The organism is Ensifer sp. SSB1 (assembly GCF_016652895.1).
In the GTDB taxonomy this organism is placed as follows: Bacteria; Pseudomonadota; Alphaproteobacteria; order Rhizobiales; family Rhizobiaceae; genus Ensifer.
In genome coordinates, this window is record NZ_JAEPRP010000045.1 from 1 (window position 1) to 24,124 (window position 24,124).

Below are 24,124 nucleotides of genomic sequence, written 5' to 3' on the forward strand. Positions count from 1 at the left end.
GTATCATGTCTGAAACAATCGACGTCCTCACCGCCGCCCCCTCGGCGCGCCGTGCCCTTGCCGAACGCGAGGGCCGGCCGGTCATCGACGCCCGCAATGTCGCGGTTCACTTCAAGGTCGAGCATGGCACGGTGGAGGCGGTGAAGGACGTGTCCTTCCAGCTCTACCGCGGAGAGACCATCGCCATCGTCGGCGAGTCCGGCTCGGGCAAATCGGTCACCGCCCGCAGCGTGATGGGGCTGTTATCCAAGCGCGCCACCGTCGCCCCGCAATCGTGCATCGGCTATGACGGCAAGGACGTGCTGAAATTCACGCCGCGTGAACGGCGGAGCTTGCGCGGCAATCGCCTGGCGATGATCTTCCAGGAGCCGATGAGTTCGCTCAACCCGGTCTATACGGTCGGTTCGCAGATCGTCGAGGCGATTCGGGCGCATCGCCGGATGAGCCGTCGCGTGGCGACCGAACGCGCGCTGGAACTGCTGCGCCAGGTGAAGATCCCGGACCCCGAGCTCCGCATCAACCAGTATCCGCACCAGCTCTCCGGCGGCCAGCGTCAGCGGGTGATGATTGCCATGGCGCTCGCCAATGATCCGGATGTGCTGATCGCCGACGAGCCGACGACGGCGCTCGATGTCACCGTACAGGCGCAAATCCTCAACCTGATCCGCGACCTGCAGCGCGAACTCGGCATGGCGGTGATCCTGATCACCCACGACCTGACGGTGGTGCGGCAGTTCTCCGACTACGTCTACGTCATGCAATATGGCGAGGTGAAGGAGCACAACACCACGGCAGCGCTCTTCGCCAACCCTTCACATCCCTATACGAAACGGCTGCTTTCGTCCGAACCGTCCGGTGCCGCCAAGCCGCTGCCAGACAATGCGCCGATCGTGCTTGAAGGGCGGGACGTGAAGGTCTCCTTCATGCTCAAGAAGGGCGGCCTTTTCCGCTCGCAGTTTTCTGAGTTGGTGGCGGTCGACAGGCTCAGCCTCAATCTGCGCAAGCACGAGACGCTCGGCCTTGTGGGCGAATCCGGCTCCGGCAAGACGACCTTCGGCCAGGCGTTGGTCAGGCTGATCAATGCCGATGGCGGTGAAGTCTTCTTCGATGGCATCCCGATCCACGACAAGGATCGCACCGCCATGCGGCCCTTGCGCTCGCGCATCCAGATCGTCTTCCAGGATCCCTTCGCATCGCTCAATCCGCGCATGTCGATCGGCCAGATCATCGAGGAAGGCTTGGTCGTCAACGGCATCGGCGAAAACCGCAAGGAGCGGGTAGACCGGGTGGTGGATGCGCTGACGGCCGCCGGGATGCCCGGCAACATTCTCTCACGCTTCCCGCATGAGTTCTCTGGCGGCCAGCGCCAGCGCATTGCGATCGCGCGCGCCATCGCGCTGGAGCCGGAATTCATCCTGCTCGACGAGCCGACCTCGGCACTCGATCTTTCTGTCCAGGCCCAGATCATCGAACTGCTGCGCAAGCTGCAGGACGAGCGGGGCCTGAGCTACCTCTTCATCTCCCATGACCTCAAGGTTGTGCGCGCGCTCTGCCACCGGGTGGTGGTGATGCAGCACGGCAAGATCGTCGAGGAGGGGCCGGTGAGCGAAATTCTTTCCAATCCCAAGACCGCCTACACCGAAAGGCTCGTACGGGCCGCCTTCGATGTGGCAGCATGACCGCTAGAAAGCAGAGGCAATCCATGACCAGACAACCCAAGATCACTTTCATCGGTGCCGGCTCCACCGTCTTCATGAAGAACATCATCGGCGACGTGCTGCAGCGCCCGGCGCTCTCGGCCGCGACGATCGCGCTGATGGACGTCAACCCTGAGCGCCTCGGCGAAAGCGAGATCGTCGCCGGCAAGCTGGTGCGCACGCTCGGCGTCAAGGCTGACATCGAGACCCATTCCAACCAGAAGAAGGCGCTGGAAGGGGCCGATTTTGTCGTCGTCGCCTTCCAGATCGGCGGCTTTGAGCCCTGCACCGTCACCGATTTCGAGGTGCCGAAGAAATACGGTCTGCGCCAGACGATTGCCGACACGCTCGGCGTCGGCGGCATCATGCGTGGCCTGCGCACAGTGCCGCATCTCTGGAAGATCTGCGAGGACATGTTGCAGGTCTGCCCCAACGCGATCCTCTTGCAATACGTCAACCCGATGGCGATCAACACCTGGGCGATATCAGAGAAGTATCCGACGATCCGCCAGGTCGGCCTCTGCCATTCGGTCCAGGGCACGGCCTACGAGCTTTCGCGGGATCTCGATATCCCCGTGGCGGAGATCCGCTACCGCGCCGCCGGCATCAACCACATGGCCTTCTACCTGACCTTCGAGCACAAACAGGCGGATGGCAGCTTCCGAAATCTTTATCCGGATCTTGTGCGCGGCTACCGCGAGGGGCGTTTCCCGAAGCCGAGCCACTGGAACCCGCGCTGCCCCAACAAGGTGCGCTACGAGATGCTGACCCGGCTCGGCTACTTCGTCACCGAGAGCTCGGAGCATTTCGCCGAGTACACGCCCTATTTCATCAAGGACGGCCGGCCGGATCTGATCGAGAAGTTCGGCATTCCGCTCGACGAGTATCCGAAGCGCTGCGTCGAGCAGATCGAGCGCTGGAAGGGGCAGGCGGCCGCTTTCAAGGAGGCCGAGACGATCGAGGTGGCCGAGAGCCACGAATACGCCTCCTCGATCATGAACTCGGTCTGGACCGGCGAACCGTCGGTGATCTACGGCAACGTGAAGAACAACGGCTGCATCACCTCGCTGCCGGAAAACTGCGCCGCGGAAGTGCCCTGCCTGGTCGACGCCTCGGGCATCCAGCCGACCTTCATCGGCGATCTGCCGCCGCAGCTGACCGCGCTGATCCGCACCAACATCAACGTCCAGGAGCTGACGGTTGAGGCGCTCATGACTGAAAACCGAGAGCATCTCTACCACGCGGCGATGATGGATCCGCACACGGCCGCCGAACTCGACCTCGACCAGATCTGGTCGCTCGTCGACGACCTGCTCGTCGCTCATCGCGACTGGGTCCCGGAATGGGCGCGCGTGTCGAAGAAGGTCCAGGCAGCCTGACTTTTTCTCCCGGTCAGGCTGCGTCGAGCCCCGGACCCTCGTGCTGTCTTCCCCCATGTCCTAGCCGATTTAAGGGGCGAGACAGGCAGCGCAGGGTCCGGGGCTTGTTCTTTTCAAGCCGCATTGTTGGCCGCGAGTGGCAGCACGACGCGCATGCAGGCGCCGCCGGAAGAGGAGCGGGCGACATCGACGTAACCGCCGTGCAGGTGGACGATCTTCTGGACAAGGTTGAGGCCGAGGCCCGCGCCCTTGCCGTCCTTTCGAAGCCGCTGGAACGGCTCGAAGATCCGATCGGTTTCGCTGCGCGGAATGCCGTCGCCGTCGTCGCAGACGTCGATCGAGCCCTGAGGGTCGACGTTGACGGTGATGGTGCCGCGCCGACCGCCGTGGTCGATGGCGTTCTGCACGAGATTGGTCAGCGCTCGCTCCAGCGACGCCTCGTCTCCCGTCACCATGACAGGGCGTTGATCGGCCTCGAAGGTCATCTCGTAACCTGCCCCGAAGGCAAGCGGCGCGAGTGCGACGATCACCCGCTCGGCAAGGGCTGCGAGATCGACGGGCCTGAAATCATCCTTCTGGGCGTCGAGACGTTCGAGATCGAGAAGCTGGCCCGCCAGGATGGAAAGGCGCGTCACGTCCTCGTTGAGGCGCGTCTTGTCCGGTCCCGGCGGAAGCGACGCGATGCGGGCGCCGAGGATAGCGACCGGCGTGCGCAGTTCGTGCGCCGCCTGCGCCAGGAAGCGCTTGTGTCTCGTATAACCGTCGTCCAGCCGCACCAGCGCATCGTTGACCGCGGTTACCAACGGCAGGAATTCCGTGGGGACGCCCGCGACCGGCATCTGGATGCCGCGCTGGTCGTATTCGATATGGGCGGCATGCGAAGCTGCGTGCGACAGGCCCGAGAGCATCCTTCGAACGACGATCGGGGTGACGACCACGGTCGCAAGTGCGAGCAGCAGCAGCATCGGCACGAAGATGCTGAGGAAGGCGCCGGTGGTGCTGAGCAGCAGACGGCCAAGGGTCAGTTGCCCTTCGGTGCCGCTGAAGATCTGGACGCTGCCGGCCGGAGACTCGAGCCATTTGACGACGGCTTCCGGGCGGGCGTTCTTGTCCGGGGAAAGCCGGAAGCGAGCGTCGTTCATGCGCTCCAGGCCGGCGATCGCGAAGGCGAATTCTTCTGGCACGGTTCCCTCGGAGAGGCGGTTCCCTTCCCTGTCGCGGACAACAAACCAGATCTTTCCCGCTTGTTGACGCAATCGGGTGAGCTCCGGCGTTTCCTGAAGCGCGAGCCCGCCGTCGGCATTGCGAGTGATCGCGTCCTTCAGGACGTCAACATTGCCGTTCTCGTAGCCGTCGATGAGATAGCCGGTCACCCAGAGCAGACCAACGGCGATGGCGATGACGACGATAGTCGCCACCGTTTCGAACAGCACCAGCCAGCCGACGAGGCGCCATTTGAACGAATGGGAAGCGCTGCCGCTCATTGGTCTTGTCTGAGCAGATAGCCGACGCCGCGGATACCGTTGATGATCACCCCGGCATCCGCATCCGTAAGCTTGCGCCGAACGCGCGAGATATGGGTGTCGAGCGCATTGGACTGGATTTCGTCGTCGAGACCGAACACGGCTTCCATCAGGGCCGCGCGCAGCACCATCCGTCCCATGCGGCGGGTCAGCGTTTCGAGCACCAGAAGCTCGCGCCGGGGCATCTTGAGAGCAGCGCCTGCAACGCTTGCCTCGCAATGTGCGAGATCGAAGGAGAGACGTCCGACGGTGACGACATCGGATTGCACGGGCGCCGGACGCCGCGCCAGCGCCCGCAGCCGTGCCAGCAGTTCCTCGAAGGCAAAGGGCTTGCCGATATAGTCGTCCGCCCCGCCATCGAGCCCCGCGACCCGGTCAGCCAGATCGTCGAGCGCCGTCAGCATCAACACCGGCACGGTATTGCCGCGCGCCCGTATCACGGGGATGAGCGAGAGCCCGTCGCCATCGGGCAGCTTGCGATCGAGAACGACCACGTCATAGACGGCATCGTTCAGGATCAAGGCGGCCTCAGTGAGGTCGCGTGCATGATCGGCAATCATCCGGTGATTGCTCAAGGCGGTCCGCAGCGCGCCCGCCAGTTCCTTCTCATCTTCGACCAGCAAGACCCGCATGAATGCGCTTTACCTCGTGCAATGTGCCTACGCGCGCGACCCTAGCACCGCTTCATTGAGGGAACCTGTCATCCTGTCGCAAAGTAGTCCCGATCGCTGCCGCCGCACAATCATTCGTTGCGGGATTACGGCATGACATGCTGTCTCAATGTTGATCCTTAGGCTGTGCGGCACCTGCTCGTGAACCTCGGTTCTCGCTGGCGGAGCCAACCCGGATCAGGACGCATGAAGGTCATCAATCGAAAGCGGCGTTCCCTCAAGGAAATCGGAGAGGGGCCTACCGACCGCTATGCGGTGCGGAAAATTGCGGTTGTCCGTACAAGGCGGCTTCTGCGCCACGGCACGCTGGCATTTGCACTTGCGGCGGCCGGTTGCGCCGGCCCGGATGTGACGCCGACCAACAGGCGGCTCGAACTGACGACGGGAGCCGTGCCGCTGCCGCTACCAATTTCGGATGGCGGCGATACCGGCATCATCCTCGCCTTTTCCGGCGGCGGTGCCCGCTCTGCCGCCTTCGGCTACGGCGTGCTGTCGGCACTGTCGGAGGCGCCGTCACCGGGCACAAGCGGGCGCCGTCTTGCCGACGATGTCGCCGTTGTTGCCGGCGTCTCCGGTGGGGCGGTGCTCGCCTCCCATTTCGCCCTTTACGGTCGATCGGGCCTTGCTGATTTCCGTCAACGGTTCCTCGGGCGTGATGTCGAGGCATCGCTCAGGATGTCCTTTTCGCCACCCAATATCCTGCGCGGCTATCGGGGCGGCGTAAACGATCTATCCGGCTTCCCCGCCTGGCTCGAAGCCAACCTCTTCAAGGGCGCGAAGCTTGGCGACATCGCGCGTCCGGGACACCCAAACCTGGTGATCCACGCGACCGATCTCTACAATCGCGCCCCATTCATCTTCGATCGTCCGTCGTTCACCGCCATCTGCAGCAACTACGACGATTATCCGCTTGCCTATGCGGTTGCCGCCTCGGCCGCTGTTCCGGTCGTCTTCGCGCCGCTGACGCTGCAGAACTTCCGGACCGGTTGCGAGGCGTTGCCGGAAGCGAAACCGCAAAAGGCCGGGCCTCTGGCGCCGGGCTCGCTCGTTGCGCGCGAATATGCCGATTCTCTCGGGCGCTACGAAACGGCAAGGGATCTCAACTATCTCAAGCTCTACGACGGCGGTCTGGTCGATGGCGTCGGAACGCAGAGCCTCCTCCACCTGATGGGCCGGGCAGCGCCCGAGCCGCTGCCTGCGGAGCGGGCCATGCGTCTCAGGCACCTGATGGTCATCGTCGTCGATGCTTCGACGCGGATCGGAGGGGAGCTTTCAAAGACAGTCGACAGCCCCAAGGCGCCGGATGCGATCGTCGCCGCCATCGACGCGATGATCAACATTCCCAATCTTCAGAGCTTTGATGCCCTGCGCGACCATCTGCCCGCCTGGCGGGACAAGTTCGTGAAATGGCGTTGCGGGAGCAGCGGCACGAAGCGAGGCTGCGGCGATCTCGATGTCGGCATCGTCAGGCTGGCGCTGTCGGACATATCCGACCCGGCGCTGGCACGCCGGATCCTGGGGCTGCACAACCGCCTGAGCCTGGAGGCGAAGGACGTCGATTTTCTCGCGGGCCTTGGCCGGCGCTTGCTGCTCGAACAGCCGGACTACCGGCGGTTCCTGGACCGCATCAAGCGGAGCGGGCCTAGAGTTGCCCAAGCGGGCTGAGACGCCGTAGTGTCAGATTGAGCGGCTGGGTGGGCGAGAGCCTGCCGGTTCAGTTCGCCCGTGCCTCCAGCCAGTCGTGCCACTGGTCCTCGCTGCCGTGAAAGACGTTGAGGTCGATCTTGCCATCGACGCCTTGAGAAAGGCCAGAACCGGAATACTGCCAGAACAGCCACTTGCGGTTCGGGTAGACGATCGACGGGTGCTGGGCGACGGCACGCAGCCAGAACGGATAGTTCTTGAAAGCGCCCTGCAGGTTGTCGGCATAGAAATCCGGTGCGGTGTAGATGATCGGGCGCTGTCCATAGTGCGCCTCGAGCTTGTCCATGAACACCTGCATCTTTTCGCGTATGCGCTCCGGCGACAGGCGACGCTTGCAGCTCGATTCGCCGTTATATTCGACGTCGATGACAGGCGGCAGCGCGCCCGGTTCACGCGGAACGTTGCGGATGAACCAGTCGGCCTGTTCGCCGGCCGTGCGGCACCAGTAGAAGAAGTGATAGGCGCCGCGGCGGATGCCGGCCGCCTTGGCAGCGCGCCAGTTCTTCTTGAACATCGGGTCGAGGTGGTCGCCGCCATCGGTCGCCTTGATGAAGGCGAAGTTTGCCCCTTGTGTCCGCAGCCGAGCCCAGTCGATGTCAGCCTGCCAGCGCGAGACGTCGACGCCATGCACCGCCATCTTGCGCGGATTTTTGGCGCGGCCGAAGTTGATCGGCTTGGCGTCACGGAAACGATGACCGTAGATCCGCGAGCGGCCCTGCGGCATCGCCTGGGTCACCGGATTTTCCGGCGCGACGAAGGCGACCGGGCGCGCGTCGGGAACAGGCGTGGCGAGCGTCGTCGTCGTGGTGTTTGCCGCGGGCGCGAAGGCTTCAGGCTCCGGAACGGGGCCGGCCCAGGCGAGCATTTCCTGCGGCGCTGCCGATTGGACGTTCTGGGGCGGGGTCACCTGCGCGACCCGCGCGCCCACATTGGCGGCGGGCACCGGTGCGGCCGAGAGCGCGACGGAACTGGTCGTCTCGCGCGAGGGACGCGGTGCGATCGTGTCCAGGCTTGAACTGGAGGAGCAGCCGGAAACAAGGCCGGCAAAGATGATTGCGGTCGCAGCTGAAAGACGCATGGGCACCCGTACGCAAAACAAGGTCGACGGCAGTCGCCGGCCGACAGGTGTGAATAGCTAACGGAAGCTTACCCAAAAAGTTTGAATCCAATCTTACCAAGCCGACCCAACTTCACGCACTGGAGGTTGCAATGAGGAGGTCAGATTGCCGCAGGCGTAGAGGGCACGCTCTCAGCCTGCGCTGTGTTCGATCCCAAGCCCGTTCGTTGCCGCCGGCTGCTGCGAAATTCGAGATTGCGGGCAATGGTGTCGTCGAGCGCTCCGGAAGCGTCGGTGATCATGGTCGGCGCAAAATGCGAGCGGAGGCCTTCGCTGACCCGGAACGCCGGCGTGTAGAGTGGCCCGAGCGGCTGGGTCGTCGTGACGTAGGTGAGATTGTCGTCGCTCCCCGAACGCGTCGGCAGGCCATGGCGATGCAGGACCGAGGGAAGCGCGAGGCGCAGGCTGTTGGCGAGCAGATGGATCATCTGCCGGCCGGAAAGCGAGTGGCGGTAGTTGCGATAAAAGCCCAGGCAATGGCGCAGGATGCGGACGCGGTTGCCGTCGAGGCGCGACAGCTTGCGCGCAAAGAGGGCCACCTCCCCGAGGTCGTCGATCGGACGGGTCATCAAGGTGAACCCATCCATGTCGCGCAGTTTGGCTGAAGGCAGGAAGCGCCGCTCAGCGGCGCATTCGTCAAACAGCGGCGTGCCGAGCAGCGGGATCGTCAGGCTGAGGAAGGCCGGCAACGGCATGGTGCTTTCGCCGGTAATGAAGGCGAGTTCGTCCTGCATCGCCTGCATCGTCTGCGACGAAGGGTCGAACATCAGGCCATACTGGAAGGCGACGCCGGCCTTGAGGCAAGTCCGGATGGCTTCCAGTTGCGGCACCACCAGGTTCTGCTTCTTCTGATAACGCTTCAACTGCGCTTCGTTCAGCGTCTCGACACCGCTGAAAAGACCGAGACAGCCGGCCGCACGAACGGCTTCGAGATTGTCGGGGTCTCGGAAGAAATCCCCGGTGACGAGGGCTATCCACCCCTGAAACAGCCCCTCTCGCCACAGCGACCGGATCAAGTCGAGCTTGGCATGAAACGCATCCTTGCTGTTGCCGTAAAAATTGTTGTCGATGAACAGTACGTATTTCTTGGCCGGGACGTTGCGCAATTGCGCCTCGATATAGCCGAGGTCGTAGCTGTGATAGCGCCGGTTTTCGGCGGTGAGCGCGCAGAAGCTGCATTTGAAATTGCAGTAGCGGCTCGTCTCGACGTAGCTGATCGGGCCACCCCAATTGGCAAGGTCGAAGCGCGGCAGGATCGTCTCGGAGACGGCCCATTCGCCGAAGACTTCCCTGATGACCGCCTGCATCTCCTCGACGTCGCCTTCGCAGGCGTAGTCGAAGGTTTCGGCGCTCGAAACCGGCAGATTGCGCACGACCGGTCCGCCCGCAACGATCACGCATCCGGGCGACTTCGTGCGGGCATAGGCGGTCAGGTGGCGCATCCGGTCGAAGGCAGCGGTGACGCCGGTCAGCACTAGCATATCGAGGTCTGCGAACGCCGCCTCGTCGATAAGCGGCCCGTCGTGAAACTCACTGTAGGCGCGAAGGCTGACCCGATCGCGGGCAAAGGCGCCCGCCAGGAACAGATGTCCGGTTCCCTGTGGAATGAAATCGGGGCGGCCTTCTGGGTTTCTGGTCTCGTCGAAATGGGCAAGCACGATCAGGACGCGAGGTACTCGGGACTGGTTCATGCATGGCCTCCCTCGAACGCAACAATCGGGACATGGGTCGGTGGCTCGGCTTGATGAAGTTGGAGGACCTCGCTCCAGGTGTTTTGCCGAACGGCAAACATCGTCTCCAGGGCCTGCCATGCGGCAGCGTCCTTCCGACCCGCCGGGTGGTGTAACGACGCGAGCGCGACGGCTGGCATCTCCAATCGTATTGCTTCCGCGAAGGCGTATCGTGCGACCCGTTCGGCGCGGCGCTGCTGGCCGCGATGCACGTGCAGGGTCGCCTCGCCGAGCGCTGCCGCCGGGCGGCCGAGCGGATAGACGCGGGCAAACCGCTCGAGCTTTCGCAGGACAAGCTGCGCTGCCATGGGGTCGCCGCTATCAGGGTCGCTCGCGACGTCGAACAGGCGGGCAAGCGCCGGCAGGGTCCGTGTCTTCATTGCCGGGTTGAGCGTCTGGCACCAGGAGAATGCGCGTTCGAACCAGGCCTTTGCTTCACCCGTATTGCCCTGCCGCCGGGCGGCCTCTGCCAGAAGCGATGCGCCCTCGATGCAGTGAACGAGTTCCAGCCCATCGGCCTTGGCGGTGATGATCTGCTTGAGCTCATCGAGATCGGCTTCAATGGTGTTCCATCGGCCAAGTGCTGCATGGCCCCTGAGGCGGCCGAGCAGGCCGCAGCCAAGCACCTGGGTGTCGCCGCGTCTGCGGCCCTCTTCACAGATACGCTGAACGAGGATCTCCCAGGGTGCGATGCCTTCGAAGGCGGAGGTTAGTAGCCAGGGGCCCGAAATCGTCTCGAGGCCGACGGCCACCTCGCACCAGCGCCGAAGGTCACCGACGGTCGAGGCATTGTTGAGACCGGCCTCGAATGCCTGTTTGCCTTCGCGCCAATGGCCGATGCCGATCTGGTACATGCCCGACAAGAGGTCGACACGCACGCGCGTTCCCAGCTGATCCACGCGTTCCGAAAGGGCGGCGGCCAGGCGGCTGTAATGCTCGGCCTGCTTGTGAAGCGGGATGACGCCGCATATCGCGCCGAGGCTCGCGTAGTTCGTGGCGGTCGTCGGCGAGACATACTTATTTCTTTCGGCAAGGTTCGTCGCGCGAAGCGTTGCATGGATCAGCCGCAGTTTTTCGCTGGTAAAGTAGTAGATCCGCGTCAGGTCCTCATGCGCCTTTGCCGCGAGCAGGAAGGGATCGGACGGCGATCGTGAGATCTCACGTTCCAGGATCCAGTCCTTGTCCCCGTGGGTCACGCGACGCCACACCTGTTCGGCAAGATCAAGCACGAGGTGCAGCGCGAGGCCGGCCGAGGTGCGTGGCAGCGGAAGGCCGGAAAGCCGCAAACCTTCCTCATAGGCATTCCTTGCCGCCTCGGCGCGGCCGAGATTGAGGCTGGCCTCGCCGAGCAGGAAACAGGCGGCGGCCCGCCGCGCCGGCGTGATCGTGACCGAGAGTTCGCGGGCGGTCTTGAAGAAGCGCTCGATCAGGTCGACGACGGCCGCATTATCGAACTGGCGCAGGCGCAGCTCGGCGACACGATCCAGGTAGTTGAACGCCAGCCTGGCATCGCCGGCGCGTTCCCAATGGCTCAAGATGCGCGGCAGGTTCTCGGCGTTATCGGGTTGCCGGCTCTCCTCCATCGCCTGCGCGATGGCGCGATGGGCCTCGCGGCGCTGTTCCGACAACATGCTCTCGTAAATGGCCTGGCGGATGACGGCGTGGCTGAAGGTGAAGCGACCCGGGCGATCATCCATGGGCTTGATCAAATGGGCGGCCTGCAGCCGCTCGATGCTGGCTTCGATGTCGAGTGCGTATTTCCTGATCGGCGGAAGCGCCTGCAGCTCGGGAACGGAAAAAGTCGCGCCCATGGCGCTTGCGATCTTCAGCAGGGCCTGAAGCTCGGCCGGAAGCTGGTCGGTCCGGGCGATAACGGTGACCTTCGCCGTATTGAGCAGGGTCGCATCGTTCGAACGGGTTTCGGCGAGCGACAGCGGCGCGGGCGCTTCAGCCGCTTTCGGCAGTCGGCGCTCGCCGATCATCCGGCAGATTTCGCAGATCAGCAGCGGGTTTCCGGCCGACTGGGCATAGACCGCTTCGCCGAAGCCATCGGCAGGCGAATTGCTGCCGATCGAAGCGCGCACAAGCGCGATCGTGCCCTCGAAGTCAAGCGGCAGAAGGTCGAGGGTCTGGGCACCGTTATGATGTTGACCGGTCCACCGCGTCAGGTCCTGTTGTGTCCTGGCCGTCCGCGTCGATACGACGACCGGGATCGGCGCCGTTCCGGAGGCCAGCCGTCCGAGCAATTGGCCGGAGGCCTCGTCGAGCCAGTGCACGTCTTCGAGCACGACGACACCCCGCCCCCAGGAAAGACTGTCGGTCATCAGGTCGCGCAGCAATTCGCGCAGGCGGTGGGAGCGCCCGTCGCCCGACATCGCCCGCGTCTCGACCGTGTCGGTCAAGGTCAGGTTGATGGCATCGTTCAGCAGCGGCGCCAGATGTGCGAGTTCCGGGCGACGGGCGAAAAACTGCAGCACCTGGTCCGATGCCTCGGGGCCGCGCAGGTCGCCGATGCCGAGCAGATCGCGGATCACCCCGCGCCAGGCAAAATAGGGCACGTCGCTTTCGATATCGTCCGCATTGCCGACCAGGACCTGGCTGCCATGGTCACGGCAGTTTTCGACAAAGGCGCGAAGCAGCGCCGATTTCCCGACGCCGGATTCACCCTTGACGATCATCACGCCGGCGGCCTGCCCCCGGCCGGCGCGCTCCACATAGGCGTTGAGTACCGCCAGTTCGGCGGCCCGGTTGAAAAGAATGGGTGACTTGTTGTCGATCGTCGCGACCGTTTCGGCTATCGGCGCGAAGGCGACGACGCCACCGCGCATGCCGGGCACCCCAAGCGTCCAGGGGCCGGAAAAAGCGATCTGGCCGGCAGTCTCCTTGGCTGTCGCCTGGTCGACGAGGATGCGGCCTGCCGCAACGCTCGCCAATCGGGCGGCCATGTTCACGGCAGCACCCACGACAGTATAGTCGGCCCGGTGGATCGTGCCGAGTGCGCCACAGAAGCTCTCGCCGGTGGAGATGCCTGCCGACAGGCCGAGATCCGGTTCATCGAGTTCGTTCGACAGGCGAAGGGCGGCGATGATCGCCCGGCGCGCATTGTCGGCATGTTTCCTGCCGGGCAGGCCGAAAACGGCGAAGACTTCGAGCCCGCCGGCATGAAGGGCCGTGTGCAGGATCTCGCCGCCGGTGCGGCCAACGACGGCAATCGATCGTTCTATGAGCTTGTTCAGCCGATCGAGATCCGTATCAAGATCACGGCCGACGATATGCACGAAAAGCGCCGTCACCGTTCTGAGATCCGCGAGCCATTCCGAAAGGGGCGACAGCAGCCGGCTGCGCAACGAAAGCGGCAGATAGGCCTCAAGCCGGTCAGCGGTAGAGCCCGGCTGCGTGCGCGGCGCTTCCTTCGTGGTCGAGCAGGGCTCTATGCTGTCGAGCCGCGCGGTCCCCTCCCGGTTCGGCCCACCCTTGGCGCGCTTGCCGACCAGGCGCCACACGGTATCCGAAACGAGAATTTCGCCGGCATCGCTCAGCTGGCCGCAATGGTCGGCCTGAGCCAGGCAGTCGCCGCCGACGATCAGCCAGCGCTGATCGGCGCGCGGCAGCAGGTGCAGCAGCGTGATGGCACCGGCGCCAACGGCAATGCGCAATTGAAGCGCATCTTCTGGGCTGCCCGGGCCGCCGATTTGCTCGCGGATCCGTTCGGCGCAATAGCAGCTGCGCCAGGCAGTCTGCTCGAGTTCTTCTGGGGAGGGTGCCCGCCAGCCGGCAATCAGGCTGTCGCCTGCGAAACTCAAGACCGTGCCGCCATGCTCTTCGATATGGTTGATGAGCTCGCCCATGAAGGCGTTCAGGAGCAGGCTTACGCGCTCTGCGCCGGCGGCACGGTCGCTTTCGGACCATTTGGCGGTCAAGCGGGTGAAGCCGGAAATGTCGGCGAAAAGCAGCGAGCCGAGGAAGTCTTCCCGTGCGGGGGCAGCCGATTCCGTCGCTGCCGGGGAGGACCAATGGACCAGGGCTCCGGACAGGTAACGTTGGAATTCATATTTGCCGGCGCCACCAACCACGCAAAATTCTCCCCAAGATTTTAGAGTAACACGCCTCCTGTCTGACTGAAAGACGACTCGCGCTGATCTACGAGATGTCAGTAACGGCAAGTAAATAGCTGTTTCGCGCGGCCTTCGGACGGAGTAATGTTTCCCCGATTGTTCGAGGGGGTCTCGCAACAGGAGGGGACGATGGGGGTCGACTGGGCTGGTCCGGTTGCCGCCGTGACGCGCCGTGATGTCTTGCGGCTGGTTTCGGCGGGCGTGCTTGCAAATGTGCTTTCCGGATGCCGGCATCTGCCTTCGCCCGGCGCCTGCAGTCTCAGTCATCCGATCATCGACGTGCATTGTCATTTCTTCAACGCGGCCGATGTGCCGGTGGAAGGGCTCGTTCGCTACGTGGCGCTGCGCGAGAAGATGCCCGAGAAAAGGCTCTCGGCGAATGCGCAGGAAGCGAAGGGACTGGAAAACGCGCTGGTGGTCTTTCTCGTGACCGCGCTTGGCGACGTCGCGCCCAAAGTCAAGCATGAGCTCGCTGTCCTGAAGAAGGGGGCTCGGCGCATTTCCGACGCCGAACTTGCGCGGCGCAAGGACGAGCAGTTGCGTGTCGCGATCAGGGAACTGGTCTCGCGCGCCAACGAACAGCGTTCCACATTCTCACGGCGCAGCCTCGGCGAATCCCCTGATTATGACGGCCTGCTGCAGCAACTCGGCGGCACCCCCAATCTGCCGCAGACATTCCAGAGGCGACTGGACCAGCGACGTTCGGGCGGCATGAGTGACGCGGAGGTCGATACGCTTGCCAACAACGCAAAGGCGCACGACCAGATCGGCACCTATCTTTCTTTCGTGCGGCTGATGCAGGATTACCGGGAAAACCTGGCCGAGGCTTATATCAAGATCTTCGCGTCCAAATGCCGGCTTTCGCTGATCACACCGAGTATCCTGGACTTCGACAAATCGCTGCACGGTCGGTCATCGCCGCAGCGCGACCAGATCGACGTAATGGACGAGGTCCAGCAGCTCGTCACCAGGAAGCATGGCATCCGCATGCACAGCTTCGTCGGCTTCGATCCGCACCGCGAGGCGCAAAAGCCGGGTTCGTCGCTGGCAAACGTCCAGTATGCGATCATGGAAAAAGGCTTCATCGGCGTCAAAATCTACCCACCGATGGGCTTCAAGGCATGGGGCAATGCGGACCCGGCGATCGATGCAGCCCTGAAGCGGCTTTACGTCTGGTGCCGCGACAACGATGTGCCGATCATGGCCCATGCGGAAAACAGCATCGGGGCCGGCTGCGGCTACGGCAACCTTGCAAGCCCCGCCTATTGGAAGGATCTGCTCGACACCAACCAGTACGACAAGCTGCGGATCAATCTCGCGCATTTCGGCGCTTTCGACGAAGTCATACGCCCGGGGGCGCCGACGGGCGTGATGGTCTCCTGTGCCCAGGACAAGTTTTCCGGGCCGCCGACCTGGGAGGACATCATCGGCAGGACGATCGATCACGAGCGTCGCCCCAACCTGTTTGCGGATCTGAGCTATCTCAGTGAATTGGTCAGCAGCGACGACAAGAACCTCCATGCAGAGATCCGGCAGCTGCTGGACAAATGGCTTGATGACTACGACCCCGACGCCCGTCACCTCATGTTTGGCACCGACTGGTCGATGATGGCGCTGGAAAAAGATTACAACGCCTATGTATCGAGGATTGCCGAGCAGCTGACGCTCGCCAGCGTCAGCGACGAGCACCAGCAGAACATCCTCTGGAAAAACGCCTCGCGCTTTCTCGGGATTGACCGACCGGGCAAGACGCGCGACCGCCTCACGGCCTATTGCGACAGACACGGCCTGGGTTCGGCCTGGCTTTCCGAACTGGCGATTGCCTGAAGCAGCGTTGCGGCGTCAGGTGACCCTGCCGTTTGTCTCGATCAGCGCCATGGGGCCGTGCGTGCAATCCATTCGCGTGTCCGCCCCTCGGGGTCGATATTGAGCGTGATATCGGTGACGACGGCGGCGCTGTCCGCGCCGTGCTCGAAGACGCCGGCGATCCGCTCGATGTTGAGGCCGCCGATCGCAACGAGCGGCAGCGGCTGGACGCGTTCCCGCCAGGCGGAGAGCCGCGGCAACCCCTGCGGATCCCATTTCATCTGCTTCAGGATCGTCGGATAGATCGGCCCGAGCGCAACATAGTCGGGTTTCGCGGCAATCGCCGTCTCAAGCTCTGCCTCGTCGTGGGTGCTAAGGCCGAGCTTCAGGCCGGCTGCGCGGATCGCGGCAAGATCCGCCTCCGCCAGATCCTCCTGGCCGAGGTGGACGAAGTCGCAGCCTTCGGCGATCGCGAGGCGCCAGTAGTCGTTGACGACAAGCTGGCAGCCATGACGTTTGCAGACTGCCTTGGCCGCACGGATCTCGTCGCGAAGCTCCGCTTCCGGGCGGTCTTTGACGCGAAGCTGCACCAGTTTGACGCCGAGCGGCACCAGCCGCTCGATCCACCGGGCGCTGTCGACGATGAGGTAGAAGGGATCAAGTTTCACGCAAACACCGCCTTTCCGATGACGGGGGTGGAGGGGACGGCAAAATCGCGTGGCTCCAGCATGCCGGCCTCAAAGGCGTCACGTCCTGCATCGATCGCCCGGGCGAAGGCCGCGGCCATGAGAGCCGGTTTTGCTGCGCCGGCAACGGCAGTGTTCAGCAGGACCGCGTCGAAGCCGAGTTCCATCACCGTCGTTGCATGCGACGGGCGGCCGATGCCGGCGTCGACGATCAGCGGCATATCTGGAAAATGCGCCCGCATGGCCCTGAGCGCCGGGAGGTTCTGCGGCCCCATGGCACTGCCGATCGGCGCGCACCAGGGCATCAGCACCTTGCACCCGGCCTCAACGAGCCGCTCGCCGACCACCAGATCGTCGGTCGTATAGGGAAAGACCTCGAAGCCTTCGGCTGAGAGAATGCGTGCGGCCTCCACCAGCCCGAAGACGTCGGGCTGGAGCGTATCCTGATGGCCGATCACCTCTAGCTTGATCCAGTTCGTGCCGAAGACTTCGCGTGCCATCTTCGCCGTCAGTACCGCTTCCGATACCGAGTGGCAGCCGGCGGTATTCGGGAGCACATGCACGCCGAGAGACCGGATCAGTTCGAAGAAGGCGCCGCCCTGGCGGCCGCCGGCGGTTTCGCGGCGGAGCGAAACCGTGAGGATCTCGGTCGTAGACGCGCGAACCGCGTCTTCAAGGGCGGCCGGCGAGGGGTAGCGGGCGGTACCCAGAAGCAGGCGCGAGCGCAAATCCTGTCCATAAAGCGTCAGCATGTCTCAGCCTCCCTTCATCGGTGAGAGTATTTCGATCCGGTCGCGATCGCTCAGGGCATGGGCCGAGCGATCCGTCCGATGTACCAGCTCGCCGTTGACGGCGGTGGCAAGCCAATCGCCTTCAAAGTCGAGTGCGGCCAGAAGTTCGGCAAGGTTCGCGACTGCGAGGTCGTGATCCTCGCCGTTGACGATCAGTTTCATGCGGCATCTCCCTTCAGGTTCCGGGCAAGGGCAAGATCCGCCGCCTCCTCGGCCAGAGCTGGCGAGAGCAGGAAACCGTGGCGGTAAAGCCCGTTGAGCGTGATGGTGTTTCCAGCGCACATGACGCGCGGCAGGTTGTCGGCAAAGGCCGGCCGGACGCCGGTTCCGGTTTCGATGAGACGCGCTTCGCCAAAGGCCGGGTGCAGCGTGTAAGCGGCGTTCAGGAGTTCCATCAGTGAGCGGGCGGCAATCGGCCCGCCATCGTGGGTTTCGATCATGGTCGCCCCGCACATGAAGAGCCCATCGCCGCGCGGCACGATGTAGAGCGGGATGCGCGGATGGATGAGCCGAACCGGTCGCGACAGCTCTACTTCGCCTGTCTGCAGATAGAGCATCTCGCCGCGCACGCCGCGCAGGCCGGCAATGGCGCCGATCCGAGACGCGCCGCCACAGTCGGCGATCATATCGTGGCCGCTGCCGTCATCCGTCTCTTCGACGAAGGCAACGCCACGCTCGACCAGCTTTTGCCGCAGCAAGACAAGTGCCCGGCGAGGATCGATATGTGCTTCGCCGGGAAAGAACAGCGCCTGCTGGAAGCGCCCGGCAAGCGCCGGCTCCAGCCGCGCGATCGCCGCTGCGTCAAGCCATTCGAAGCCGGACGTGCGCGAAGCGAAGCGCTTGAGTTCGCCGGCATCTCGTGCCGGGGCGACGACCAGCGTGCCGTTGCGCGATACTTCGCCCGGAAGCGCCCGGTCCCACCAGTCGATGGCGCCGATGCCGCGCGTCAGTACCGCTTCCTCGGCACTTTCGCGCTCGCACCAGGGCGCCAGCATGCCGCCGGCAAACCAGGATGCTGCACCGCCGAAGTCCGCCTGCCGCTCCGCAACGGCAACTTCGACGCCGCGACCATTCAGTTCATGCGCCAAGGCCAGTCCGACGACACCGGCGCCTTTGATCAGGACGCGCATGGTCAATGCGCCCCACGGTGCGGAACCGGCCGCCGGCCCGAAAGAAGCAAAGTCGCGATGATGATACGCACTGCCGAGGCTCCATAGTTGGAGACCCAGTTCGCGCCGTAGGGGATGGAAGGACGCCTTGCCGCGATAGGCTCGCGCGAACGCGAATGCGGCAGCGATGTCTGCACCGTCCCTACGCCAGTATGAACTGGATCAGGTTCAACGGGTCACTGCGCCGCGGAAACCGCCTGGCAGAATCTCAGCCCCTTGCCGGGACACCCCTGGTGAATGCTTCAAACTGAACGGCTGGACCGGATTTTGTCAAGAGCCGCCGATGCGAGCATCACGCCGAGTGCCTCCAGCCAAAATTATCTATAAAAATTGGATGAGGCATAAGTTGCTGAGTCTCTGCGTTGTTGAGGCGGCTCGCGTCGATAGATCTGCAGATGAGTTGGGAGGAAAGCTCATTAGAGCAGGATGTTGCGAGTTCATTGCTGCTATCCCGAATTCAATTCACCGAGCGGAAAACGATGCCGTTTGTTGCCTTCATGTCACCTGCTGGATCGTGATATTGCATCCTTGGATTGCTTAATTGCGCACGTGACTACTTAAAAGTGGTTGCCCTAACCCGTCCTTGTGAAAATTATAGATAATTATGGATTCTATCTATTTTACTGGTTCGCGAACGGGGAAATGAACACACATGCTCGACGTAAACAGTTCGACCGAGTCGACTTCAGCCACCGCTAAAGCGACCGAGCCGCGTTGGATTCTGGCTGATGCAAAAAAAATCTATAATCTGCCGTTCAACGACCTCCTCTATCGCGCGCAGTCCGCCCATCGCGCCGCGTTCGACCCAACTCCATCCAGATGAGCCGCCTGCTGTCGATCAAGACCGGCGGCTGCGCGGAAGATTGCGGCTATTGCAGCCAGTCGGCGCATTACCCGACCGGGCTCAAGGCGTCGAAATTGATGGAAGTCGAGCGGGTTCTTGCGGAAGCGAGGAAGGCGAGGGATGGCGGCGCGACACGTTACTGCATGGGCGCCGCCTGGCGCAGCCCGAAGGAGCGTGACATGGAGGCGATCGTCGCCATGATCAGCGGCGTGCGGGCACTCGGCATGGAGACCTGCATGACGCTTGGCATGCTGACCCCGGAACAGTCCGAGCGGCTCGCCGACGCCGGGCTCGATTACTACAACCACAATGTCGATACGTCGGAGCGCTTCTACGGCGAAATCATCACCACCCGCAGCTTTGCCGACCGGCTGGAGACGCTCGCCAATGTCCGCGACGCCGGCATCAAGGTCTGTGCCGGTGGCATTCTCGGCATGGGCGAGACGGCAGACGACCGGATCTCGATGCTGGTAACGCTCGCCAATCTGCCGGTGCCGCCGGAAAGCGTGCCGATCAATATGCTGATCCCGATCCCGGGCTCGAAGCTTGCCGATGCCGCACCTGTCGATCCGATCGATTTCGTTCGCACCATCGCGCTGGCGCGCATCCTGATGCCGCAGTCGCATGTCCGGCTTTCCGCCGGCCGCACCGATATGAGCGACGAGACGCAGGCGCTCTGTTTCTTTGCCGGCGCCAATTCGATCTTCGTCGGCGAGACGCTGCTGACAGCCGACAATCCCGGCGAGGATCACGATGCGTCCCTGTTCCGCCGCCTCGGGCTGAAGCCGATGGCACTTGCGGCAAAAGAGGACGCGGCCGAATGACCGTGGCCCTCCTCGCGCGCCACGAGAAGACGCTTAGCGGCCTCGATCGAAAGGGGCGCCGACGCGAACTGGTCGTCGGCGGTGGTATGGATTTCACCTCCAACGACTATCTGGCGCTTGCCGGATCGCCGCGCCTGAAGGCGGCAATCGCCGCAGCGATTGAACGCGGGGTGCCGGTCGGGTCCGGCGGCTCGCGGCTGTTGCGCGGCAATCACGAGGAACATGAGGCGCTGGAGGCGGAAGCGGCGACGTTCTTCGGCGTGCCGCGCACGCTGTTCTTCGCCAGCGGCTACGCGGCCAATGCCGCCTTGTTTTCGATGCTCCCACAGCGCGACGATATCATCGTTCATGATGCCTTGATCCATGCGAGTGCTCACGAGGGTATTGCTGCAAGCAAGGCGGTCACTCGTGCCGTCGCGCACAACGATGTCGACGCGTTCGCAGATACGATCAGCCGGTGGCGGAAGGCGGGCGGCATGGGGCATCCGTGGATTGCCGTCGAAAGCCTCTATTCCATGGACGGCGACCGGGCGCCGCTTGCCGATCTCGCCGCGCTTGCTGAGCGGCACGATGGCTTTCTTGTGGTCGACGAGGCACATGCGACCGGCGTCTTCGGGCCGGACGGACGCGGGCTGACGGCCGACTTGGAAGGTCGGGAAAATCTCGTGGTGCTGCACACCTGCGGCAAGGCGCTCGGGGTTTCCGGCGCTCTCATCGGTGGGAGTGCGGTGCTTTGCGACTACCTTGTCAATCGTGCCCGCAACTTCATCTATTCCACCGCGCCGTCGCCGTTGATCGCGGCCGCCGTCCGTGAAGCGCTGGCGCTGCTGGCGGATGAGCCGCAGCGCCGGGAAGAGTTCGATGGCCTCAGGGCCTTCGCCAATCAGGCCCTTGCCAAAACCCTTGGCATCGAAGGCAGCGGCTCGCAGATCCTCCCCGTTATTGTCGGAGACAACGGCCGCACTGTACGGATTGCCGCGCGGATGCGCGCCGAAGGTTTCGATATCAGGGCGATCCGTCCGCCGACCGTTCCCGAGGGGACCGCGCGGCTTCGGATCGCGATCACGTTGAATGTCGACCGGCCGATGATCACGCGCATGCTGGAGCGCTTGAAGGTGGCGATGGCGGAGGAGCGGCCATGACGCCCCGTTTCATCATAACCGGCACGGATACCGGCATCGGCAAGACCCTATTCTCTGCAGCCCTGACCGATGCGCTTTGCGGCTGCTACTGGAAGCCGGTGCAGTCGGGCCTCGACGAAGAGACCGACAGCGAGGCTGTCGCCCGGCTCGGTCGGATCCCGCCCGAGCGCATTCTGCCCGAGGCCTACAGGCTCAGAACGCCCGCATCGCCACACCGCTCGGCGCGTATCGACGGTGTGTCGATCGCGCCTGAAAGCCTCTTGCCGCCGGCGGTGATCAGACCGCTGGTCATCGAAGGCGCAGGCGGGCTCCTGGTACCGCTCACCGAGAAAACGGTCTTTGCCGATCTGTTCGCACGCTGGCAAATCCCGGTGATCCTTTGCGCCCGCACCGGGCTCGGCACGATCAATCACACGCTGCTGTCGCTCGAGGCGCTGCGCCGCCGTGCGATCCCGGTCCTTGGTGTCGCCTTCGTTGGCGACGAGCAGGCGGATAGCGAGGCGATCATCGCTGCATTGGGCGCCGTGCGCCGGCTCGGGCGGCTGCCGCGGCTCGATCCGTTGACGCCGGATCGCCTGCGGCAAGCATTTCGCGACAATTTCGACATCGACGATTTTAAGCAGGTGCCGGCATGAGAACGTCCGCAGTCTGGTACCCCTTCACCCAGCATGCGCTGGAGCCGACGATGCGCCGCGTCGTCCGGACCGAGGGTGCCTATCTCCTCGACGAGGACGGCGCGTCGATCCTCGATGCGATCTCGTCCTGGTGGGTCGTCACCCACGGTCACCGCCATCCGGCGATCATGGAAGCGATCCGCCAGGCCACGGAAACCCACGACCAGGTCATCTTCGCGGAATATACCCACGCCCCGGCGGAAGAACTGGCAAGCGGGCTGATCGAGATCGCGCCCAAAGGGCTTGCCCATGTATTCTATTCCGACAGCGGCTCGACGGCGGTCGAAGTCGCGTTGAAGATGGCGCTCGGCTTCTTCCACAATCTCGGCCGGCCGCGAAACCGCATCTGCGTGCTCGAACATGGCTATCACGGCGACACGGTCGGTACGATGTCGACAGGTGAACGAGGCGTCTTCAACGCGCCTTACGCGCCGCTGCTTTTTGCCGTCGATCGGCTGCCGTTTCCGGAGGCAGGCCGGGAGCAGGCGACGCTCGATGCCTTTGAGGCAGCCTGCAGCTCCGGCGAAGTGGCTGCCCTGTTGATCGAACCTCTGCTTCTCGGCGCCGGCGGCATGAAGACCTACCCGGCGTCGGTGCTTTCCGAACTGAAACGGATCGCCGAGCGGCACGGCAGCCTGCTGATCGCCGACGAAGTGATGACCGGATGGGGACGGACCGGCAGTCTGTTTGCCTGCGAACAGGCCGGGATCACGCCGGATATCCTCTGCACGTCAAAGGGGCTGACCGGTGGTGCGCTGCCGCTGGCGGCAACGCTTTCAACGGCCGAAATCTTCGAGGCCCATCTCTCGAGCGATCGGCGCAAGACGTTCTTCCATTCGAGTTCCTACACGGCCAACCCGATCGCCTGCGCTGCGGCGCTCGCCAATCTCACCGTCTGGAAGGAGGAGCCCGTGCGAGAACGTATCGATGCCTTAAGCGAACGGCAGCATAGGCATGCCGCTTACTATGCCGACGATCGCCGCTTCAGCGACGTCCGCCAGCTCGGAACGATTGTCGCGCTGGACCTCAAGGTTCCGGCAGGCGGCTATCTCTCAGAAGCCGGTCCAAGGCTCAGGGCGTTCTTCCGCGAGCGCCGATTGCTGATCCGCCCGCTCGGCAATGTCATTTATCTGATGCCGCCCTATTGCGTCACCGAAGCCGAACTCGCGCAGGCCTATGGCGCAATCGACGAGGCGGCGTCGCTTTTCGCGGCGGGGCGGCTGTGAGCGCCGCCAGGTCATCCCGCCTTGTTGGGTTCGGCCATGCGGTTCCGGAGCGGCGTGTCGCAAACGCCGAGATCGAAACGAAGCTCGGTCTCGAACCCGGCTGGATCGAACGTCGCACCGGCATTCGCGAGCGGCGCTGGGTAGTGGACGGCGAGACGTTGACGGGCTTGGCATCGATCGCAGGGGCTGCGGCACTCGACAAGACAGGCGTTTCGCGGGGCGATATCGCCCTCACCTTGCTCGCGACCTCGACGCCCGATCATCTGCTGCCGCCCTCCGCACCCTTGCTTGCCCACCGTCTCGGGCTCACCCGTTCCGGCGCGATTGACCTGGCCGGTGCGTGTTCGGGCTTTCTCTACGCCCTGACGCTCGCCGACGGTTTCGTGCGGGCACAGGCAAAGCCGGTCCTGGTGGTGGCGGCCAACATCCTCAGCCGGCGGATCAATCCGGCCGAAAGGGCAAGCGCCGTCCTCTTCGCCGATGCGGCAGGTGCGGTCGTCGTGGCCCCGTCCGCTGATCCGCAGACCGGCCTCCTTGGCGTCGACCTTGCGGCGGACGGCAGCCGCTACGACCTGATCTCCATCGCCGCCGGCGGCAGCAGCAGGCCCTTCTCTGCCGGCATGCAGCCTCAGGATTTCTTGATGACGATGCGCGACGGGCGGGAAATGTTCACCCAGGCGGTGGAGATGATGGCGACATGCGCTGTCCACGCCATGGATGCCGCCCGCTGCAGTTCCCAGGAGATCGACCGGTTCGTGCCGCATCAGGCCAACGCCCGGATATTCGACGCCGTCTGCGATCGCCTTGCCATCGCGCCGGCAAAAACCGTGCGCACTATCGCTGACTACGGCAACTCGTCCGCCGCAACGATCCCGCTGTCGCTATCACTGGCTCATGAAAAGCACCCGTTCACTCCAGGTGAAAAAGTACTGCTGACGGCAGCGGGCGCCGGCCTCACCGGAGGCGCGGTGCTGCTCGGCATCTAGTCCGGTGGCGATGCGGACCGCATACGCCTTCCGCATCCTG

17 protein-coding genes, 1 pseudogene and 1 riboswitch are annotated in these 24,124 nt (G+C 63.8%); of the genes and pseudogenes, 9 read left to right on the forward strand and 9 right to left on the reverse strand.

Annotation, left to right across the window (positions count from 1 at the left end):
- Nucleotides 1–5: 5 nt before the first annotated feature.
- Both I8N66_RS13545 and I8N66_RS13550 read left to right on the forward strand, forming a co-directional pair.
- Nucleotides 6–1,679, forward strand: coding sequence for an ABC transporter ATP-binding protein (locus tag I8N66_RS13545; RefSeq protein WP_291154475.1), 1,674 nt, complete (start codon nt 6–8; stop codon nt 1,677–1,679).
- A 23-nt stretch (nt 1,680–1,702) separates the two neighbouring features.
- The gene (locus I8N66_RS13550; RefSeq protein WP_291154425.1) at nt 1,703–3,076 is read left to right on the forward strand and encodes an alpha-glucosidase/alpha-galactosidase; all 1,374 of its coding nucleotides are present in this window, start codon (nt 1,703–1,705) and stop codon (nt 3,074–3,076) included.
- A 113-nt stretch (nt 3,077–3,189) separates the two neighbouring features.
- Here the strand turns inward: I8N66_RS13550 and I8N66_RS13555 are convergent, their stop codons facing one another.
- Together I8N66_RS13555 and I8N66_RS13560 are read right to left on the reverse strand one after the other, a co-directional pair.
- Complete coding sequence (locus I8N66_RS13555) at nt 3,190–4,560, reverse strand: HAMP domain-containing sensor histidine kinase (protein ID WP_291154427.1); 1,371 nt, start codon at nt 4,558–4,560, stop codon at nt 3,190–3,192.
- A complete protein-coding gene (locus I8N66_RS13560; protein ID WP_291154429.1) occupies nt 4,557–5,231 on the reverse strand; it encodes a response regulator transcription factor in 675 nt (224 codons plus the stop codon). Before I8N66_RS13560 ends, I8N66_RS13555 begins: the two co-directional genes overlap by 4 nt.
- Before the next feature lie 225 nt (nt 5,232–5,456).
- Here I8N66_RS13560 and I8N66_RS13565 point away from each other — a divergent pair, with 225 nt between their 5' ends.
- Complete coding sequence (locus I8N66_RS13565; RefSeq protein WP_291154431.1) at nt 5,457–6,935, forward strand: patatin-like phospholipase family protein; 1,479 nt, start codon at nt 5,457–5,459, stop codon at nt 6,933–6,935.
- A 49-nt stretch (nt 6,936–6,984) separates the two neighbouring features.
- Here I8N66_RS13565 and I8N66_RS13570 read toward each other — a convergent pair whose 3' ends face one another.
- From I8N66_RS13570 to I8N66_RS13580, 3 genes are all read right to left on the reverse strand, one after another.
- Complete coding sequence (locus I8N66_RS13570) at nt 6,985–8,052, reverse strand: GH25 family lysozyme (protein WP_291154432.1); 1,068 nt, start codon at nt 8,050–8,052, stop codon at nt 6,985–6,987.
- Nucleotides 8,053–8,192: 140 nt separating this feature from the next.
- Nucleotides 8,193–9,782, reverse strand: coding sequence for a radical SAM protein (locus I8N66_RS13575; protein ID WP_291154434.1), 1,590 nt, complete (start codon nt 9,780–9,782; stop codon nt 8,193–8,195).
- Nucleotides 9,779–13,894 carry an AAA family ATPase gene (locus I8N66_RS13580; RefSeq protein WP_291154436.1) on the reverse strand — a complete coding sequence of 1,372 codons (4,116 nt, stop codon included), beginning with the start codon at nt 13,892–13,894 and terminating at the stop codon, nt 9,779–9,781. Before I8N66_RS13580 ends, I8N66_RS13575 begins: the two co-directional genes overlap by 4 nt.
- 171 nt (nt 13,895–14,065) lie before the next feature.
- Here I8N66_RS13580 and I8N66_RS13585 point away from each other — a divergent pair, with 171 nt between their 5' ends.
- Nucleotides 14,066–15,763, forward strand: coding sequence for an amidohydrolase family protein (locus tag I8N66_RS13585; protein ID WP_291154438.1), 1,698 nt, complete (start codon nt 14,066–14,068; stop codon nt 15,761–15,763).
- Between the two features lie 41 nt (nt 15,764–15,804).
- Here I8N66_RS13585 and I8N66_RS13590 read toward each other — a convergent pair whose 3' ends face one another.
- Genes I8N66_RS13590 through thiO form a run of 4 tightly spaced genes read right to left on the reverse strand, consistent with a single transcriptional unit; the run spans nt 15,805 to nt 18,349 of the window.
- Nucleotides 15,805–16,410, reverse strand: a complete 606-nt coding sequence (locus tag I8N66_RS13590; protein ID WP_291154440.1) for a thiamine phosphate synthase — start codon at nt 16,408–16,410, stop codon at nt 15,805–15,807.
- Nucleotides 16,407–17,180 (reverse strand): thiazole synthase, encoded by a 774-nt coding sequence (locus I8N66_RS13595; RefSeq protein WP_291154442.1) that lies wholly within the window; start codon nt 17,178–17,180, stop codon nt 16,407–16,409. The genes I8N66_RS13590 and I8N66_RS13595 overlap by 4 nt, the downstream gene beginning before the upstream one ends.
- Nucleotides 17,181–17,183: 3 nt before the next feature.
- Nucleotides 17,184–17,381, reverse strand: a complete 198-nt coding sequence (thiS, locus tag I8N66_RS13600; RefSeq protein WP_291154444.1) for a sulfur carrier protein ThiS — start codon at nt 17,379–17,381, stop codon at nt 17,184–17,186.
- Nucleotides 17,378–18,349, reverse strand: a complete 972-nt coding sequence (gene thiO / locus I8N66_RS13605; protein WP_291154446.1) for a glycine oxidase ThiO — start codon at nt 18,347–18,349, stop codon at nt 17,378–17,380. The genes thiS and thiO overlap by 4 nt, the downstream gene beginning before the upstream one ends.
- A gap of 160 nt (nt 18,350–18,509) precedes the next feature.
- A riboswitch (TPP riboswitch) is annotated at nt 18,510–18,630 on the reverse strand.
- A gap of 410 nt (nt 18,631–19,040) precedes the next feature.
- Here thiO and bioB point away from each other — a divergent pair.
- The 5 genes and pseudogenes from bioB to I8N66_RS13630 all read left to right on the forward strand — a co-directional run bounded on the left by bioB (nt 19,041) and on the right by I8N66_RS13630 (nt 24,084).
- Nucleotides 19,041–20,056: pseudogene (bioB, locus tag I8N66_RS13610) on the forward strand (biotin synthase BioB).
- Complete coding sequence (locus I8N66_RS13615; RefSeq protein ID WP_291154448.1) at nt 20,053–21,198, forward strand: 8-amino-7-oxononanoate synthase; 1,146 nt, start codon at nt 20,053–20,055, stop codon at nt 21,196–21,198. The pseudogene bioB and the gene I8N66_RS13615 overlap by 4 nt, the downstream one beginning before the upstream one ends.
- Nucleotides 21,195–21,833, forward strand: coding sequence for a dethiobiotin synthase (bioD, locus tag I8N66_RS13620; protein ID WP_291154450.1), 639 nt, complete (start codon nt 21,195–21,197; stop codon nt 21,831–21,833). The genes I8N66_RS13615 and bioD overlap by 4 nt, the downstream gene beginning before the upstream one ends.
- On the forward strand, nt 21,830–23,098 hold the full coding sequence (locus I8N66_RS13625; protein WP_291154452.1) for an adenosylmethionine--8-amino-7-oxononanoate transaminase: 1,269 nt from the start codon (nt 21,830–21,832) through the stop codon (nt 23,096–23,098). Before bioD ends, I8N66_RS13625 begins: the two co-directional genes overlap by 4 nt.
- Nucleotides 23,095–24,084: a beta-ketoacyl-ACP synthase III gene (locus tag I8N66_RS13630; protein WP_291154454.1), complete on the forward strand. Its 990-nt coding sequence runs from the start codon at nt 23,095–23,097 to the stop codon at nt 24,082–24,084. Before I8N66_RS13625 ends, I8N66_RS13630 begins: the two co-directional genes overlap by 4 nt.
- Nucleotides 24,085–24,124: the final 40 nt, after the last annotated feature.

Excerpts from the sequence above, each read along its gene's own strand:
- thiS (WP_291154444.1), bottom strand. The coding sequence starts at position 17,381 with ATGAAACTGATCGTCAACGGCGAGGATCACGACCTCGCAGTCGCGAAC.
- I8N66_RS13585 (WP_291154438.1), top strand. The coding sequence starts at position 14,066 with ATGGGGGTCGACTGGGCTGGTCCGGTTGCCGCCGTGACGCGCCGTGAT.
- I8N66_RS13560 (WP_291154429.1), bottom strand. The coding sequence starts at position 5,231 with ATGCGGGTCTTGCTGGTCGAAGATGAGAAGGAACTGGCGGGCGCGCTG.
- I8N66_RS13570 (WP_291154432.1), bottom strand. The coding sequence starts at position 8,052 with ATGCGTCTTTCAGCTGCGACCGCAATCATCTTTGCCGGCCTTGTTTCC.
- I8N66_RS13575 (WP_291154434.1), bottom strand. The coding sequence starts at position 9,782 with ATGAACCAGTCCCGAGTACCTCGCGTCCTGATCGTGCTTGCCCATTTC.
- I8N66_RS13555 (WP_291154427.1), bottom strand. The coding sequence starts at position 4,560 with ATGAGCGGCAGCGCTTCCCATTCGTTCAAATGGCGCCTCGTCGGCTGG.
- I8N66_RS13565 (WP_291154431.1), top strand. The coding sequence starts at position 5,457 with ATGAAGGTCATCAATCGAAAGCGGCGTTCCCTCAAGGAAATCGGAGAG.
- bioD (WP_291154450.1), top strand. The coding sequence starts at position 21,195 with ATGACGCCCCGTTTCATCATAACCGGCACGGATACCGGCATCGGCAAG.
- thiO (WP_291154446.1), bottom strand. The coding sequence starts at position 18,349 with ATGCGCGTCCTGATCAAAGGCGCCGGTGTCGTCGGACTGGCCTTGGCG.
- I8N66_RS13595 (WP_291154442.1), bottom strand. The coding sequence starts at position 17,180 with ATGCTGACGCTTTATGGACAGGATTTGCGCTCGCGCCTGCTTCTGGGT.
- I8N66_RS13615 (WP_291154448.1), top strand. The coding sequence starts at position 20,053 with ATGACCGTGGCCCTCCTCGCGCGCCACGAGAAGACGCTTAGCGGCCTC.
- I8N66_RS13550 (WP_291154425.1), top strand. The coding sequence starts at position 1,703 with ATGACCAGACAACCCAAGATCACTTTCATCGGTGCCGGCTCCACCGTC.
- I8N66_RS13625 (WP_291154452.1), top strand. The coding sequence starts at position 21,830 with ATGAGAACGTCCGCAGTCTGGTACCCCTTCACCCAGCATGCGCTGGAG.
- I8N66_RS13545 (WP_291154475.1), top strand. The coding sequence starts at position 6 with ATGTCTGAAACAATCGACGTCCTCACCGCCGCCCCCTCGGCGCGCCGT.